We start from the raw sequence: 14,584 nt of genomic DNA, 5'->3' as shown, positions 1-14,584 counted from the left end.
ATGACTGCGCACACCCGCGAAAATACGTCGATCGGCGCCGATTCGGCAAAAACAGCCCAGGACAAGGCTGCGACCCTGATCGAAGCGTTGCCCTGGATCCAGCGTTTCGCTGGCACCACCATGGTGATCAAGTACGGCGGGAACGCCATGGTCAACGAGGAACTCCGCCGGGCCTTCGCCGAGGACGTCGTGTTCCTGCACCACGTGGGCATCCACCCGGTGGTGGTGCATGGAGGCGGCCCGCAGATCAACTCGATGCTCAGCAGGCTCGGCATCGAATCCGAATTCAAGGGAGGCTTGCGCGTCACCACCCCGGAGGCCATGGACGTGGTCCGCATGGTGCTCACCGGACAGGTGGGGCGCGAACTCGTGGGCCTCATCAACTCCCACGGGCCTTATGCCGTGGGCATGTCCGGTGAAGACGGCGGCCTCCTCCGCGCGGTGCGCACCGGCACTGTGGTGGATGGCGAGGAGGTGGACCTCGGCCTCGTAGGCGAAGTAGTGGGAGTTGATCCCACGGGTATCGAGGACATCCTCGACGCCGGCCGCATCCCGGTGATTTCCACGGTTGCCCCCGAGATCATTGACGAGGGGGACGGCACGGGCTCCACAACGGGGCAGGTCCTTAACGTCAACGCAGACACGGCCGCCGCGGCGGTCGCCTCTGCACTGGGCGCATCCAAGCTTGTCATCCTGACCGATGTCGAAGGACTCTATGCCAACTGGCCGGACAAGTCCTCGCTCATCTCCTCGCTGACGGCTTCGGAACTGCGGGAGATGCTGCCGCGGCTGGAGTCCGGCATGATCCCGAAAATGACGGCTTGCCTGAAGGCCATTGACGACGGCGTGGAACAAGCCCACATCGTGGATGGTCGCTTGCCGCACTCCATGCTCCTGGAAACTTTCACCACCGCGGGTATTGGAACCCAGGTTGTCCCCGACGAGGAAGTGAACTCATGACCGCCAACGAAGCAGAACTGGTCGAAACGCCCGCAGACGCCATAACTGGGCAGAGCACGGGGAGTGACTGGCTCGCCCGCTACTCTTCTTCGCTCATGGGCGTCTTCGGTACCCCGCAGCGGGTCTTGGTCCGCGGCGCAGGTTCCCTTGTCTGGGATGCCGACGGCAAGGAATACCTCGATCTCCTGGGCGGTATCGCCGTTAACGCCTTGGGCCACGCACACCCCTTCGTCACGTCGGTGATCGCCAGCCAGCTGGCCACCCTGGGTCACGTCTCGAACTTCTTTACGAGCCCCACGCAGATCGCGTTGGCCGAGAAGCTCCTCGCTATCACCAAGGCTCCTGCGGGCTCCAAAGTGTTCTTCGCCAACTCCGGCACCGAAGCCAACGAGGCCGCCTTCAAGCTGGCGCGGCGCAACAGTGAAGCGCCGGCCGGTGCAAAGTCAGCTAAGCGCACCAAGATCATCGCCCTCGAAGGCGCCTTCCACGGCCGCACGATGGGCGCCCTCGCGCTGACCGCCAAGGAAGCTTACCGGGCGCCCTTCGAACCCTTGCCGGGCGGCGTGGTCCACATCCCGTTCGGCGACATCGAGGCCCTCCTCGCCGCCGTCGACGAAACCACGGCGGCCGTCTTCCTGGAGCCCATCCAAGGCGAGGCGGGCGTCCGCCCGCTCAGTGTCGAGTACCTGCAGGCGGCCCGTGAGGCCACGAGCAAGGCCGGCGCGCTGCTGATCCTTGATGAGGTCCAGACCGGCGTCGGCCGAACCGGCAAGTGGTTGGCCAGCGAAGACGCCGGAATCGTCCCCGACGCCGTGACCCTCGCGAAGGGCTTGGGTGGCGGCTTCCCGGTCGGCGCGCTCATCACCTTCGGAGAGCCGACGTCGTCGCTCCTGACAGCAGGCCAGCACGGCACCACCTTCGGAGGGAATCCGGTAGCCACGGCTGCTGCCCTCGCCACCCTGCATGCCATCGAAAGCCAAGGCGTGCTGGCGAATGTGCTCACCGTCGGCGCGCGGCTGCGGGCCGGTCTGTCCGACGTCGGCGGCGTCACGGAAGTCCGTGGCGAAGGACTCCTGATCGGTTTCGACCTCGACGCTGAGATTGCGCCCGCCATGGTGACCGCCGCCCTCGACGCAGGCTTCATCATCAACAGCCCCGGCCCGCGCACCATCCGTCTGGCCCCGCCGCTCATCCTGACCGCCGAGCAAGCCGACCGTTTCCTCGACGCGCTGCCTGGCATCATCCAGGCGGCAGCAGGCCAGTCCGCTGAACCCCTGACCGCTGAACCCCTGACCGCTAAGGACGCACAGTGAACACCACCACCCGTCACTTCCTCAAGGACACGGACCTCACTCCGGCAGAGCAAGCAGAGGTACTGGAGCTCGCGGTTCGGATGAAGGCGGCACCCTACAGCGTCCAACCGTTCGCAGCGGACGGCAATGGACGCAAGACTGTCGCCGTCATCTTCGACAAGACCTCCACCCGCACCCGTGTCTCTTTCGCCACCGGTATTGCGGATATGGGCGGCAACGCCCTCATCATCAACCCCGGTGAGGCGCAGATCGGCCACAAGGAATCCGTCGAGGACACCGCCAAGGTGCTCGAGCGCATGGTCTCGACCATTGTGTGGCGTACCGGCGCGCACTCCGGCCTCGTGGCGATGGCCGAAAACTCCAAGGTTCCCGTCATCAACGCTCTCTGCGACGATTACCATCCCTGTCAGCTCCTGGCCGACCTGCTGGCGGTCAAAGAGCACAAGGGCGAACTCAAGGGCCTCACCATGGCCTACCTGGGCGACGCCGCGAACAACATGGCCAACTCCTACCTTCTGGCCGGCGTCACGGCGGGCATGCACGTCAGGATCTCGGGCCCGGAAGGCTACCTGCCGGCAGCCGACATCGTTGCGGCAGCGAACGAGCGCGCCGCCGAAACCGGCGGTTCCGTGCTCATCACCACCGACGCCACGCAAGCCCTCCACGGGGCCGACGTCGTCGCCACCGACACGTGGGTCTCCATGGGCCAGGAGGCCGAAAAGGAAGCCCGGATGCAGCTCTTCCGCGAGTACTCCGTGGACGAGGCCGCGATGGCGCAGGCGGCGCCGGACGCCGTCGTGCTCCACTGCCTGCCCGCCTACCGCGGCTACGAAATCTCCGCAGGCGTTATCGATGGGCCGCAGTCCATCGTCTGGGATGAGGCCGAGAACCGCCTGCATGCCCAGAAGGCACTCATGGCCTGGCTCATGCACCAGTCCGGGCTGGCCCTTGTGGAAGGCCTCGCACCATTGGTGGCGTCCGCGGTGCCCGCGGAGGGCAGCAACTAGTGTCCACCCATCCGGCGTCGCAAGGCGCCAGCCCCGCCACCAAGACGGCCCGGCAGGCGCGGATCACCGCGATCCTGACGGGACAGTCCGTGCGCTCGCAAGCGGAACTCGCGGCCTTGCTGGCGGACGACGGCGTCCAGGTCACCCAGGCGACCCTCTCCCGGGACCTTGTGGAACTGGGGGCTGTGCGCGTGCGCGGCAGGGAAGGCGCACTGGTCTACGCGGTGCCCGGTGAAGGCGGTGAGCGCAATGCCAAAAGCGGCATCACCCAGGAAATCCTTGATGCCCGCCTGTCGCGGCTTTGCGGTGAGCTGCTGGTCACCGCGGAGGCTTCGGGCAATATCGTGGTGCTGCGGACGCCGCCGGGCGCCGCCAACTTCCTCGCCCTGGCCATCGACCACTCGGTGATGCCGTCTGTATTGGGTACGATCGCAGGCGACGACACCTTGCTTTTGGTTGCCAGGGATCCCGATGGCGGCGCCGAACTGGCGGCTCGATTCCTCCAACTGGCCCAGGAAGCCGGACCAAGCAACTAAGCGATTCGGGAAACTGATCCAGCCCGGCAACTGAACCATTCCGGCACTGTCATACCCGGGCCTTCGGCCCGACCCAAGCATTGACCCAAAGAACCAAGCAACAACAAAGGAGCACTCTCGTGACTGAGCGCATTGTTCTGGCCTACTCCGGTGGCCTTGATACTTCCGTAGCCATCGGCTGGATCGGTGAAGCCACCGGCGCCGAGGTCATCGCCGTGGCGGTCGACGTCGGACAGGGCGGCGAGTCGCTGGAGACCATCCGCCAGCGCGCCCTCGGCTGCGGCGCCGTCGAGGCCTACGTGGCCGACGCCCGCGACGAATTCGCCAATGAATACGCCATGCCCACGCTGAAGGCCAACGCCCTCTACCAGGGCCACTACCCGCTGGTTTCGGCGATCTCCCGTCCGGTGATCGTCAAGCACCTCGTCAAGGCCGCCCGCGAATTCGGCGCCACCACCGTTGCGCACGGCTGCACGGGCAAGGGCAACGACCAGGTCCGCTTCGAGGTCGGCATCCAGACCCTGGGCCCGGACCTGAAGTGCATCGCACCTGTCCGCGACCTCGCCCTGACCCGCGACAAGGCCATTGCCTTCGCCGAGGAAAAGGGACTCCCGATCGAAACCACCAAGAAGAACCCATACTCGATCGACCAGAACGTCTGGGGACGCGCCGTCGAGACCGGTTACCTCGAGGACATCTGGAATGCTCCCACCAAGGACATCTACGACTACACGGCCACCCCGGAATTCCCGCCGGCACCGGACGAGGTCACCATCACCTTCGAAGCCGGCGTACCGGTGGCGATCGACGGCGTCAAGCGCACCCCGCTGCAGGTCATCCAGGAACTGAACCGCCGCGCCGGGGCCCAGGGCGTTGGCCGCATCGATGTCGTCGAGGACCGCCTTGTCGGCATCAAGTCCCGCGAAATCTACGAAGCTCCGGGTGCGATGGCCCTCATCACGGCGCACAAGCACCTTGAAGATGTGACCATCGAGCGTGAGCAGGCCCGCTTCAAGGCCACCGTCGGCCAGCGTTGGTCCGAGCTGGTCTACGACGGCCAGTGGTTCTCCCCGCTCAAGCGCTCGCTGGACGCTTTCATCGAGGACACCCAGAAGTACGTCTCGGGCGACATCCGTATGGTCCTGCACGGTGGCCAGGCCATCGTCAACGGCCGCCGCTCCGACACCTCGCTCTACGACTTCGACCTCGCCACGTACGACACCGGCGACACCTTCGACCAATCGCAGGCCAAGGGCTTCATCGAGCTGTGGGGCATGTCCTCCAAGGTCGCCGCAGGCCGCGACCTGCGGGTTGCGGGCAAATGACGTCGGCAACAAATGAAGGCGCACTGTGGGGTGGCCGGTTCGCCGGCGGCCCTGCAGATGCGCTTGCCGCACTGAGCAAGTCCACGCATTTTGACTGGCGGCTGGCCCGCTACGACATCGCCGGCTCCAAGGCGCATGCCCGCGTGCTGCACAAGGCGGGGCTGCTCGACGACGGCGAACTCGAAGGCATGCTCGCGGCGCTGACCCAGTTGGATGACGACGTCGCGAGCGGCGCCTACCAGCCTGCCGAGAGCGATGAGGACGTCCACGGTTCCCTCGAACGCGGACTCATTGAGCGGGCTGGAACCCATCTGGGCGGCAAGCTCCGGGCAGGGCGTTCGCGCAACGATCAGGTGGCCACGTTGGGCCGGATGTTCCTGCGCGACCACGCCCGTATCATCGCCCGCGGCGTGCTCGCCACGATCGACGCCCTCGTGGAGCAGGCCAAAGCCCACCAGGGCGTTGCCATGCCCGGCCGGACCCACTTGCAGCATGCGCAGCCGGTCCTGTTGAGCCACCACCTGCTGGCCCACGCCTGGGCACTGTTGCGCGATGTGCAGCGGTTCCAGGATTGGGACAAGCGTGCCGGCATCTCGCCGTACGGTTCCGGTGCCTTGGCGGGTTCCTCGCTCGGCCTGGATCCTGAGGCCGTCGCCGCGGACCTCGGCTTCTTCTCGGCGGTTCACAACTCGATCGACGGCACCGCTTCGCGCGATGTCTTCGCCGAGTTCGCGTGGATCTGCTCGATGATCGGCGTGGACTTGTCGCGGGTTTCCGAGGAAGTCATCCTGTGGGCCACCAAGGAGTTCTCCTTTGTGACGCTCCATGATTCATACTCCACGGGGTCTTCGATCATGCCGCAGAAGAAGAACCCGGATGTCGCCGAGCTCGCCCGCGGCAAGGCAGGGCGCCTCATCGGCAACCTGGCCGGCCTGTTGGCGACGCTCAAGGGGCTGCCGCTCGCGTACAACCGCGATCTGCAGGAAGACAAGGAGCCGGTCTTCGACGCCGCAGATACCTTGGAAGTGCTGCTCCCGGCGGTCTCCGGCATGATCGCCACGCTCACCTTCAACACCGAGCGCATGGCTTCCTTGGCGCCGCAGGGCTTCGCGCTTGCGACGGACATCGCCGAATGGCTTGTCCGCCAGGGCGTGCCGTTCCGGGAGGCCCACGAGCTCTCCGGTGCCGCTGTGAAGCTCGCTGAAGGACGAAGCGTCGAACTATGGGACCTGACCGACGAGGAGTACGCGAGCATTTCGGAGCACCTGACCCCCAAGGTCCGCTCCGTGCTCAGCACCGAAGGTTCGCTCAACAGCCGCAACTCGCAGGGCGGCACGGCTCCGGCCGCCGTCGAGCGCCAGCTGACGGCGCTTGAGGCTGAACTCGGCCTGGTACGCGGGTACGCGGGCTAGCGTCCCAGACGCTCCCTCAGCTTTGGTCCCGTTTCTACCGACGCTCCTTCAGCAACTGCTGGAGTGTCGGTGGTTTCAGGGCAAGCTGAGGGGGCGTTGTCCGTATTGTCCGTTAAGAGTCGTTAACTCTGTCGGATACTATGGCGCTATGACCGAGATCACTACCTCAGCGCTTCTTGCCGAGCTCCACAAAGCAGCCGGCACTGTCACCGAAGTCGTCTCCAAGCTCGACGACGCCGATGTCAAAGCTCCCTCCCAACTGCCCGGGTGGACCCGCGGCCACGTGCTGGCGCACATTGCCGGCATCTCCAACGCCATGGCGCGCCAGCTGGAATACGCCGCCCGGGGCGAGACCATCGACATCTACGACGGTGGCTACGAGGGCCGCACGAAGGCCATTGAGCTGGCGGCCAGCCACAGCCTTGCCGAACACCGAGACGAGACGGAAGCCGCCCTCGCCCGGGCCTTGAGGGCCTTCGACGGTCTCGTGGAGTCCGGCTGGAACACTCGGATCAGCTTCCGGAATGGAACAGTGTTCGACGGCGGTCTGGCGCTCTGGCGCGAACTGGTCATCCACATCACGGACCTGGGAACGGGCCGCGGCCCGGAGACCTGGAGCAAGCAGTTCTGCGAGCACCTCTTCGATTTCCTCTCCGCCCGAGTTCCGGCAGACCACAAGTTCGTGCTTCAGCCCTTGGGCTTGCCGCAGCTCGTCATCGGCTCGGGCCGGCAGTCGGTCGCCATCAACGGCATGATCACAGATATCGCGGCCTGGCTCGCCGGCCGGACGCCTACCCTGGGGAGCTTGCGGGCTTCTGCCGACGCGGACGGTGTTGACTTGCCGGAGCTGCTGCCCTGGCCGTCGAGCGTTCCAGCGGTGAAGTAGCGCTCCTGCGTTTGCTTGCGGCTGCCCTCCAGAGGTGCATTGTGGCATAGGAACGCCACGGGCTCACATTGCGGAAGTCAGCGGGCAACCCCTCCGCGGCCTCGAGATTCTTGAGTCCGTTCCGGACCGCTGCATCGTTGGCCAGGAAAACATCCGGATCGCCGATGACCCGCATCGCAACATAGCCAACCGTCCAGGGCCCGACGCCCGGCAGCGGCAGCAGTTTGTCGGCCAGTGTTTGGGGGTCGTCGCCGTAGTCGAAGTCGAGTTCCCCGTTGGCGATGGCCCCCGCAGCGGCCAGCACGGAATCAATGCGGCGCTGCGGCCCCTTCAGCAATCCCGCGCCGGAGCCGGCGATTTCCTCCACGGTGGGGAACAAGCGGTCCAGGCCCAGTGCATGTCCGGCGTGCCCTTCCGGCAGGCGGGTTCCGGCGTCGGACAGTTGGGTCAGCGCCGTGCGGGCGGCCGCCACCGTGATTTGCTGGCCGATCATCGCCCGGATCAGCAGCTCCTGGGGGTCCACGGCGCCCGGGACCCTGATCCCCGGGGTCTCGCGCACGGATAGGCCGAGCCGGGCATCGGCGGCCAGTGCCTCGTCCACGGCTACGGGATCGGCGTCGAGATCGAACAACCGGCGCACGCGGCTCAACAGGACCGGAAGATCGTGGAGATCCAGGGCGCTGACGGCGAGCGTCAGCGCACCGCCGCGCGCCCCGGCGTCGTACTCCACCGTGAACGCGGCATTGCCGCGCGGCAAGCGGAGGGTTCGCGCATAGCTGTCCGCGCCCGTCAGCTCGATTCCGGGAACCGCGCGGGCGGCGAGGAAATCGAAAATCCCCGTATCGAAAGGCTCCCGGTATGGGAGGTTGAGGGTCAGGGAGGTGGCCCCGCCCTGTTTGCCCTGATGGCCAACGGGCTTCGCGGTGGCCCGGAGCGCTGTCGGGGTCAGGGCGAAGACTTCGTTGATGGTGTCATTGAACTGGCGGACGCTGTTGAACCCGGCGGCGAACGCCACGTCTGCGAGCTTCATTGAGGTGGATACCAGGAGTGTCCGGGCCGTCTGGGCCCGGCTGGCCCGTGCCAGGGACAGCGGTCCGGCACCGAGTTCATGGCTGAGGATCCGGTTCAGCTGGCGGGAAGAGTAGCCCAGCCTGGTGGCGAGGCCTTCGACGCCCACCCGGGAGATTGCGCCATCGTTGATAAGCCGCATGGCCCGGCCGGCGACGTCCGAACGCAGGTTCCACGCCGGCGTGCCCGGAACGGCTTCAGGGAGGCACCGCTTGCACGCCCGGTAGCCGGCCTCGTGCGCCGCGGCCGAGGTCTCGTAGAACGTCAGGTTTTCGGCCTTTGGCGTCCGGGCCGGACACGACGGCCGGCAGTAGATGCCCGTCGAGCGGACGGCGGTGAAGAACTGGCCGTCGAACCGAGGATCCCGCGCATCGATGGCACGGTAGCGTTGCCAAAAGTCCATGACTTCATCCTCGCAGCCTCCGCATGCTGTTCCTAGCGGAAATCGGACATGGTTACCGGAGGATTTCGCCAGCGGATTTTTGCTAGGGTCTGGGCATGACCACGCAGGGTGCAGCTCCAGAAGCCATCCGCGCCATCCTTTCCGGGGATCCGCGGGATGTGGCACCCTTGCTCCTTGGCGCCGTGCTGAGCCACCGGTCACCTGAAGGAACCGTGTCCGTGCGGTTGAGCGAGGTTGAGGCCTATCTGGGGCCGCGGGACTCCGCCCAACCCGATCCCGGCTCACACACGTTCGGCGGACCCACTGCCCGCAATGCACCGATGTTCGGTCCGGCAGGGCACCTCTACGTCTACTTCACGTATGGCATGCACTATTGCGCCAATATTGTTTGCGGTCCCGAGGGCGTCGCGTCCGCTTTGCTGCTGCGGGCAGGCGAGGTGGTGGCCGGGCAAGCCCTGGCACAATCCCGCCGTCCGGCGTCGAGATCGCTGACGGATCTTGCCAGCGGACCGGCCCGGCTTGCCTCCGCCCTGGGGCTGACCACGGCGGATAGCGGCCGCGATGCCCTGGCGGAGCCGTTCGGACTCGAACTTCCGGTGACACCGGCGGCGCAATCGGCAGTCGCGAGCGGCCTCCGGGTAGGAGTATCCGGCGACGGCGGTTCCGCAGACTACCCGTGGCGGTTCTGGCTCTCCGGGGACCCCACGGTGTCGCGTTACAAGCCGGGCCGGAGTCGCGCCGTCTAGAAGCCTTTGTAGAACCCCGGGGAGGAATCCTTCAAGCGGCGTGTTCGGTCCGGGTTGGCTCGGCGACGTAGGCGCAGTGGTTGTCGGGGAGCTCGAAGGGCGCCAAGCGGCCCAGCAATGACTTGCGCACTTGGGGCCATTCCTCCTGCAGGATCGAGAACACCGCGGTGTCGCAGCGGCTACCGTCGGGAGCGAAGCGGTGCCCGCGCAGTGTGCCCTCGTAGCTCGCCCCTAACCGCTGAATGGCCGATGCGCTGCGCGTATTGCGCGCATCGCAGCGGAAGCCAACCCGGTGGACGTCCAACACGTCGAAGGAATAGGCCAGAAGCAGCTGTTTCGCGGCCGGATTGACGTGGCTGCCCCAAAACGGGCGCCCGTAGAAGGTCCCACCGATCTCCAAGCGCTGCTGGCGGGGACTGTACTCGCAGAGGGATGTGGTTCCGAGCAGCGCCCCCGTCCGCTGCTCGACGACGGCGAACGGCATGGTTGCCGGATCTTCGAGGCGGGCCGCGAAGAGTTCGGCCAGTTCCGCGGCGCTCAAAGGCTGCTCGGCGGCCATGCCGGACCACATCCCGGAGTCCACAAAATCGAAGAGCGGACCGGCATGCGCGGGGGAGAGCGGGACCAGGCTGATGCCGTGTCGGGTCAGGGCAACGTCGTGCTGCATTGCAGCATTGAAGCACCACCGGGTGCGGAGTGAAAAGCTCTGGAGGTTAGCGCCGGGTGAACATTGCGTGACGCACCGGCGTGCGGGCAGTTTCACGCACGTCAAGCAAAACCGCTGTAGAATGGACGGTCCGTCTTTTTCGATAGGGGAACGTTTCGATGCATGACGCTGATTTGCTCCACGAGCGGGAGTATGTGGCCGGTCTCTACTCGCGCCTGGATGAGTTGCGGGAGGAAAAGCGCCAGCAGCTGGCACAGGTCCGGCGCGCCGGAGCGGTGGGCACCATGCAGAACGTTTCCGAGCGTGACGCCTTCGCGGCTCTCTACGAGGACCGCCTCGCCCAGCTCGACGCCGTCGACGACCGTCTCGTGTTCGGACGCCTTGACCTGGACACCGGAGAGGCGCAGTACATCGGACGCATCGGTCTCTCCACGGCGGATCTTCAGCGGCTCATGGTCGACTGGCGCGCCCCCGAAGCCGGCCATTTCTACCAGGCCACCGCCTTCGATCGGCAAGGCGTCCGCCGTCGTCGTCACCTGATCCTGCAAGGTCGCGAGGTCAAGGCAATCGAAGACGATGTCCTTGATGCCAGCATGCTGGCGGACAATGACTCCCTTCAAGGCGAGGGCGCACTCCTGGCGGCCCTGAATTCCAAGCGCACGGGCCGTATGTCGGACATCGTGGGCACCATCCAGTCCGAGCAGGACCGGATCATCCGTTCGTCCATCTCGGGAGCCTTGGTTGTCCAAGGCGGCCCCGGTACCGGCAAGACCGCCGTCGCGCTTCACCGTGCCGCCTACCTGCTGTACACCCACCGTGACCGCCTGAAGTCCGCGGGCGTCCTTCTCGTTGGCCCGTCGTCGTCGTTCATGCACTACATCGAACGGGTCTTGCCTTCGCTCGGTGAGACCGGCGTCGTCATGGCAAGCCTTGGTCGCCTCATGCCCGGGATCCATGCCGTGCCGGAAGTAGATCCAGATGTCGCAGCGCTCAAGGGCAAGCTGGACATGGCGGACGTCATCGCCAATGCCGTGGCCAACCGGCAGCGGACACCCGCCGAGGACCGCATCCTCGAGGTTGACTCCCGGAAGCTCACCTTGTCCGTCCGGCAGGTGCGCCGTGCCCGCGACAGGGCGCGCGCCACGGGCAAGCCCCACAACGAAGCACGCGTGACGTTCGTGAAGATCCTGCTGCGCGAGCTAACAGAGCAGCTGACGGAGATCGTCGAGGAGTCGAACATCGGCAACAACGCCGATCGTTCCTACCTCGCCGAAGACGTCCGCTCGGCGCGCGACGTCAGGATTGTCCTGAACCTGTGCTGGATGCCGCTGACGCCCGAGAAGCTCGTGTCCGAGCTCTTCAGCAAGCCTGCCATCCTGGAAGCCTGCACGCCGCACCTCACGCCGGCGCAGCGTGCCCTGCTGCTCCGTCCCGCGGATGCCCCGTGGACGGAAGCCGATGTTCCGCTCCTCGACGAGGCCGCTGAGCTCCTGGGCGAGCTGGATCCTGCCGCTGGCAGGGGACTGGCGCAACAGGAACATGACCGTGCCCGCGACCTCGCCAACGCAAAGCAGACCCTGGTCAACATGGAGGCCATGGGCGTCGACGTGCTGATGACGGCCGAGGAGCTTGCGGATCAGAACCAGGAGCGCGAAACGCGCCTGACGGCGGCTGAACGTGCCACGAGCGATCGTTCGTGGGCGTTCGGGCACATCGTGGTGGACGAGGCCCAGGAACTCTCACCCATGCAGTGGCGGCTTTTGGTCCGCCGCTGCCCGCTGAAGTCCTTCACGATCGTCGGCGACATCGCCCAGACGAGTTCCTCAGCAGGCGCGAACTCCTGGCACAGCGCCCTCGCGCCGTCGTTCGGGGACCGCTGGCAGCTCGAAGAACTCACGGTCAATTACCGGACCCCCTCGCAGATCGCCGAAGCGGCGGTTCGCATGGCGAACCGCGCCGGCCTGGTTGTCTCGGCTCCCAAGGCCGTCCGTGAAGGCAAATGGTCGCCCATCGTGGACCGCGTGGATGAGTCGGGGATGGTGGATCGTCTCGTTGAGATCCTTCCGGAGGAACTGGACGCGATCGACGGCGGCCTGCTCGCCGTGATTGCCGACGGAGCCCTCCTGCCTCGGGCTGCAGCCGCGCTCCGTGGGGTGTATGGCCACCGCGTGGGCACCGGAGCAGGCAGCTACTCCCAGGACATCGTGGTCATCAGCCCGAAGGAAGCCAAGGGCCTCGAGTTCGACGGCGTGGTGGTTCTGGAGCCTGCGGCCATGCTTAACCACGAGCACGGCAAGGTGGGCGATCTCTACGTTGCCATGACCCGTCCGACGCAGCGGCTGCGCCTCATTGCCGCCGCGCCGCTGCCGGCCGGTATCGAGCGCTGAGCGCAGCAAGCAAGCTGAGCGGCAATCCTGCTAACTTAGAACTCGTGTCACACGTAAACAACCTCGAGTCCCAACACAACGACCCGGGCTTTGCCAATATCTGGCAAGAGCTCAAATGGCGCGGCCTGATCCACGTTTCCACTGATGAAACGGAGTTGGAAAAGCTGCTCGCCGGGGACCCGATCACGTATTACTGTGGCTTCGACCCCACGGCACCGTCCCTGCACCTTGGCAACTTGGTCCAGCTTTTGCTCATGCGTCGCCTTCAGCTCGCGGGCCACAAGCCACTCGGCCTCGTGGGCGGCTCCACCGGACTGATCGGCGATCCGCGCCCGACGGCGGAACGCACCTTGAACACCAAGGACACCGTTTCGGAGTGGGTTGGCTACCTTCAGGCGCAAGTCCGCCGCTTCCTGAGCTTCGAGGGGGACAATGCTGCGCGCATGGTGAACAACCTTGACTGGACCGCGCCGCTGAGCGCCATCGATTTCCTGCGCGAAATCGGCAAGCACTTCCGCGTGGGCACCATGCTCCGCAAGGATGCCGTTGCCTCCCGTCTCAGCTCCGATGAAGGCATCAGCTACACCGAGTTCAGCTACCAAATCCTGCAGGGTATGGACTACCTCCAGCTCAACCGCGACTACGGTTGCGTGCTGCAAACCGGCGGCTCGGACCAGTGGGGCAACCTGACCAGCGGCACGGAGCTGATCCGTAAGGTCGATGGCAAGGTTGTCCACGCCTTGGGCACGCCCCTCATTACCAATTCGGACGGTACCAAGTTCGGCAAGAGCGAGGGCAACGCCATTTGGCTGGACGCTCACATGTGCAGCCCGTACGCCTTCTACCAGTTCTGGCTCAACACTGCAGACGCCGACGTCGTTGACCGACTCAAGGTCTTTACTTTCCTGAGCCGAGCGGAGATTGAGGAACTCGGGGCAGCCGTTGCCGAGCGTCCGTTCGCTCGCGAGGGCCAGCGGAGGCTCGCCTACGAAGTCACGTCGCTGGTGCATGGGGTGGACGCGACGGAGAAAGTGATTGCTGCTTCGGCCGCGCTGTTCGGCAATGGCGATCTTTCTGTTCTGGACGAAGTGACCTTGGCGTCGGCGACGGCGGAGCTGCCGTCTGCCTTGATTGGTGCGGATGGCCTGGGCATAGTCGACCTCTTGGTTGCTTCAGGGTTGTCGGAGAGCAAGTCCGCTGCCCGGCGCACGGTGGGGGAGGGCGGCGCTTACGTGAACAACAGTAAGGTGACCGACCCCGATGCCGTGATCGACCAGGCGGAGCTGCTTCACGGACGGTACCTGTTGTTGCGCCGGGGGAAGAAGAATCTGGCGACCGTCGAGGTGACCGTCTGACGGTTCCTTGACTCCAGGGCGGGGCGGGTTTGTTCCGCTGCGTGGGTACGCCAAGACTGACTATCGCACGCTCCCCCGAGGCCGACTTGCGCGGCTCCGGGGGAGCGTGTATCGTTTTCTGAGTTGCTGCCGCTGATGCGGACAAATTGCGACAAAATCCCATCGAATTGTGAATGATCCGGTTTGGACGAAAGTCTGGAAACCGGACGATTTATCGACTCTTTGGGGAAATTTGATTCACTTGGGTGAATTTCGGGAGAAATCCTGGATTTGCAAAGTTGAAATGAATGAAATAAAGTAGAAACATCGCAGCGAAGAAATACGGAATGCAGAATTCGATTGAATTTATTCCGGGAAGTATTCGGATTGTGTCTGTTGTTTGAGAACTCAATAGTGTGCCAAGTTTGTTGATACCGATTTGTTTTTATGAATTGGTTGTTTTGGCTGGTCCTGTGTCACCTCCGTGGTGCGGGGCTGGTTTTGCAGCTGGTTTCAAATTTTGTGCAGCTCTTCCGTCGT

General features: G+C 65.1%; 12 protein-coding genes. 10 read left to right on the top strand and 2 right to left on the bottom strand.

Annotation, left to right across the window (positions count from 1 at the left end):
• From argB to AC1DLO_RS07800, 7 genes are all read left to right on the top strand, one after another.
• Nucleotides 1-960 (top strand): acetylglutamate kinase, encoded by a 960-nt coding sequence (argB, locus tag AC1DLO_RS07830; RefSeq protein WP_476889094.1) that lies wholly within the window; start codon nucleotides 1-3, stop codon nucleotides 958-960.
• Complete coding sequence (locus tag AC1DLO_RS07825; RefSeq protein ID WP_476889093.1) at nucleotides 957-2,273, top strand: acetylornithine transaminase; 1,317 nt, start codon at nucleotides 957-959, stop codon at nucleotides 2,271-2,273. The genes argB and AC1DLO_RS07825 overlap by 4 nt, the downstream gene beginning before the upstream one ends.
• Nucleotides 2,270-3,280 (top strand): ornithine carbamoyltransferase, encoded by a 1,011-nt coding sequence (gene argF, locus AC1DLO_RS07820; RefSeq protein WP_476889092.1) that lies wholly within the window; start codon nucleotides 2,270-2,272, stop codon nucleotides 3,278-3,280. The genes AC1DLO_RS07825 and argF overlap by 4 nt, the downstream gene beginning before the upstream one ends.
• The gene (locus tag AC1DLO_RS07815; protein WP_476889091.1) at nucleotides 3,280-3,816 is read left to right on the top strand and encodes an arginine repressor; all 537 of its coding nucleotides are present in this window, start codon (nucleotides 3,280-3,282) and stop codon (nucleotides 3,814-3,816) included. Before argF ends, AC1DLO_RS07815 begins: the two co-directional genes overlap by 1 nt.
• Nucleotides 3,817-3,935: 119 nt before the next feature.
• Nucleotides 3,936-5,141 (top strand): argininosuccinate synthase, encoded by a 1,206-nt coding sequence (locus AC1DLO_RS07810; protein WP_476914449.1) that lies wholly within the window; start codon nucleotides 3,936-3,938, stop codon nucleotides 5,139-5,141.
• Nucleotides 5,138-6,553, top strand: a complete 1,416-nt coding sequence (gene argH / locus AC1DLO_RS07805; RefSeq protein WP_476889089.1) for an argininosuccinate lyase — start codon at nucleotides 5,138-5,140, stop codon at nucleotides 6,551-6,553. The genes AC1DLO_RS07810 and argH overlap by 4 nt, the downstream gene beginning before the upstream one ends.
• Before the next feature lie 148 nt (nucleotides 6,554-6,701).
• Complete coding sequence (locus tag AC1DLO_RS07800; RefSeq protein WP_476889088.1) at nucleotides 6,702-7,439, top strand: maleylpyruvate isomerase family mycothiol-dependent enzyme; 738 nt, start codon at nucleotides 6,702-6,704, stop codon at nucleotides 7,437-7,439.
• Here AC1DLO_RS07800 and AC1DLO_RS07795 read toward each other — a convergent pair.
• Nucleotides 7,345-8,910, bottom strand: a complete 1,566-nt coding sequence (locus AC1DLO_RS07795) for an AlkA N-terminal domain-containing protein (protein ID WP_476889087.1) — start codon at nucleotides 8,908-8,910, stop codon at nucleotides 7,345-7,347. The two genes, AC1DLO_RS07800 and AC1DLO_RS07795, sit on opposite strands and share 95 nt — an antisense overlap.
• Before the next feature lie 95 nt (nucleotides 8,911-9,005).
• Here AC1DLO_RS07795 and AC1DLO_RS07790 point away from each other — a divergent pair, with 95 nt between their 5' ends.
• Entirely contained in the window at nucleotides 9,006-9,656 is a 651-nt protein-coding gene (locus AC1DLO_RS07790; RefSeq protein ID WP_476889086.1) for a DNA-3-methyladenine glycosylase, read from the top strand.
• A gap of 31 nt (nucleotides 9,657-9,687) precedes the next feature.
• On the opposite strand, the gene AC1DLO_RS07785 is transcribed toward AC1DLO_RS07790, so the two are convergent.
• Nucleotides 9,688-10,323 (bottom strand): GNAT family N-acetyltransferase, encoded by a 636-nt coding sequence (locus tag AC1DLO_RS07785; RefSeq protein WP_476889085.1) that lies wholly within the window; start codon nucleotides 10,321-10,323, stop codon nucleotides 9,688-9,690.
• Nucleotides 10,324-10,481: 158 nt separating this feature from the next.
• Between AC1DLO_RS07785 and AC1DLO_RS07780 the strand changes: the two genes are divergently transcribed.
• Together AC1DLO_RS07780 and tyrS are read left to right on the top strand one after the other, a co-directional pair.
• A complete protein-coding gene (locus AC1DLO_RS07780; protein ID WP_476914448.1) occupies nucleotides 10,482-12,710 on the top strand; it encodes a HelD family protein in 2,229 nt (742 codons plus the stop codon).
• Nucleotides 12,711-12,754: 44 nt separating this feature from the next.
• Nucleotides 12,755-14,065: a tyrosine--tRNA ligase gene (gene tyrS, locus AC1DLO_RS07775; protein WP_476889083.1), complete on the top strand. Its 1,311-nt coding sequence runs from the start codon at nucleotides 12,755-12,757 to the stop codon at nucleotides 14,063-14,065.
• Nucleotides 14,066-14,584: the final 519 nt, after the last annotated feature.

It is taken from the genome of Arthrobacter sp. 01T419, from assembly GCF_056398865.1.
Note: the sequence above shows the minus strand (reverse complement) of the source record. Positions and strands in the feature narration are given on the sequence as shown.

What these genes read in the sequence shown, in the direction of transcription:
- argB (WP_476889094.1), top strand. Translation starts at nt 1, where the DNA reads ATGACTGCGCACACCCGCGAAAATACGTCGATCGGCGCCGATTCGGCA.
- AC1DLO_RS07825 (WP_476889093.1), top strand. Translation starts at nt 957, where the DNA reads ATGACCGCCAACGAAGCAGAACTGGTCGAAACGCCCGCAGACGCCATA.
- argH (WP_476889089.1), top strand. Translation starts at nt 5,138, where the DNA reads ATGACGTCGGCAACAAATGAAGGCGCACTGTGGGGTGGCCGGTTCGCC.
- AC1DLO_RS07800 (WP_476889088.1), top strand. Translation starts at nt 6,702, where the DNA reads ATGACCGAGATCACTACCTCAGCGCTTCTTGCCGAGCTCCACAAAGCA.
- AC1DLO_RS07795 (WP_476889087.1), bottom strand. Translation starts at nt 8,910, where the DNA reads ATGGACTTTTGGCAACGCTACCGTGCCATCGATGCGCGGGATCCTCGG.
- AC1DLO_RS07790 (WP_476889086.1), top strand. Translation starts at nt 9,006, where the DNA reads ATGACCACGCAGGGTGCAGCTCCAGAAGCCATCCGCGCCATCCTTTCC.
- AC1DLO_RS07785 (WP_476889085.1), bottom strand. Translation starts at nt 10,323, where the DNA reads ATGCAGCACGACGTTGCCCTGACCCGACACGGCATCAGCCTGGTCCCG.
- AC1DLO_RS07780 (WP_476914448.1), top strand. Translation starts at nt 10,482, where the DNA reads ATGCATGACGCTGATTTGCTCCACGAGCGGGAGTATGTGGCCGGTCTC.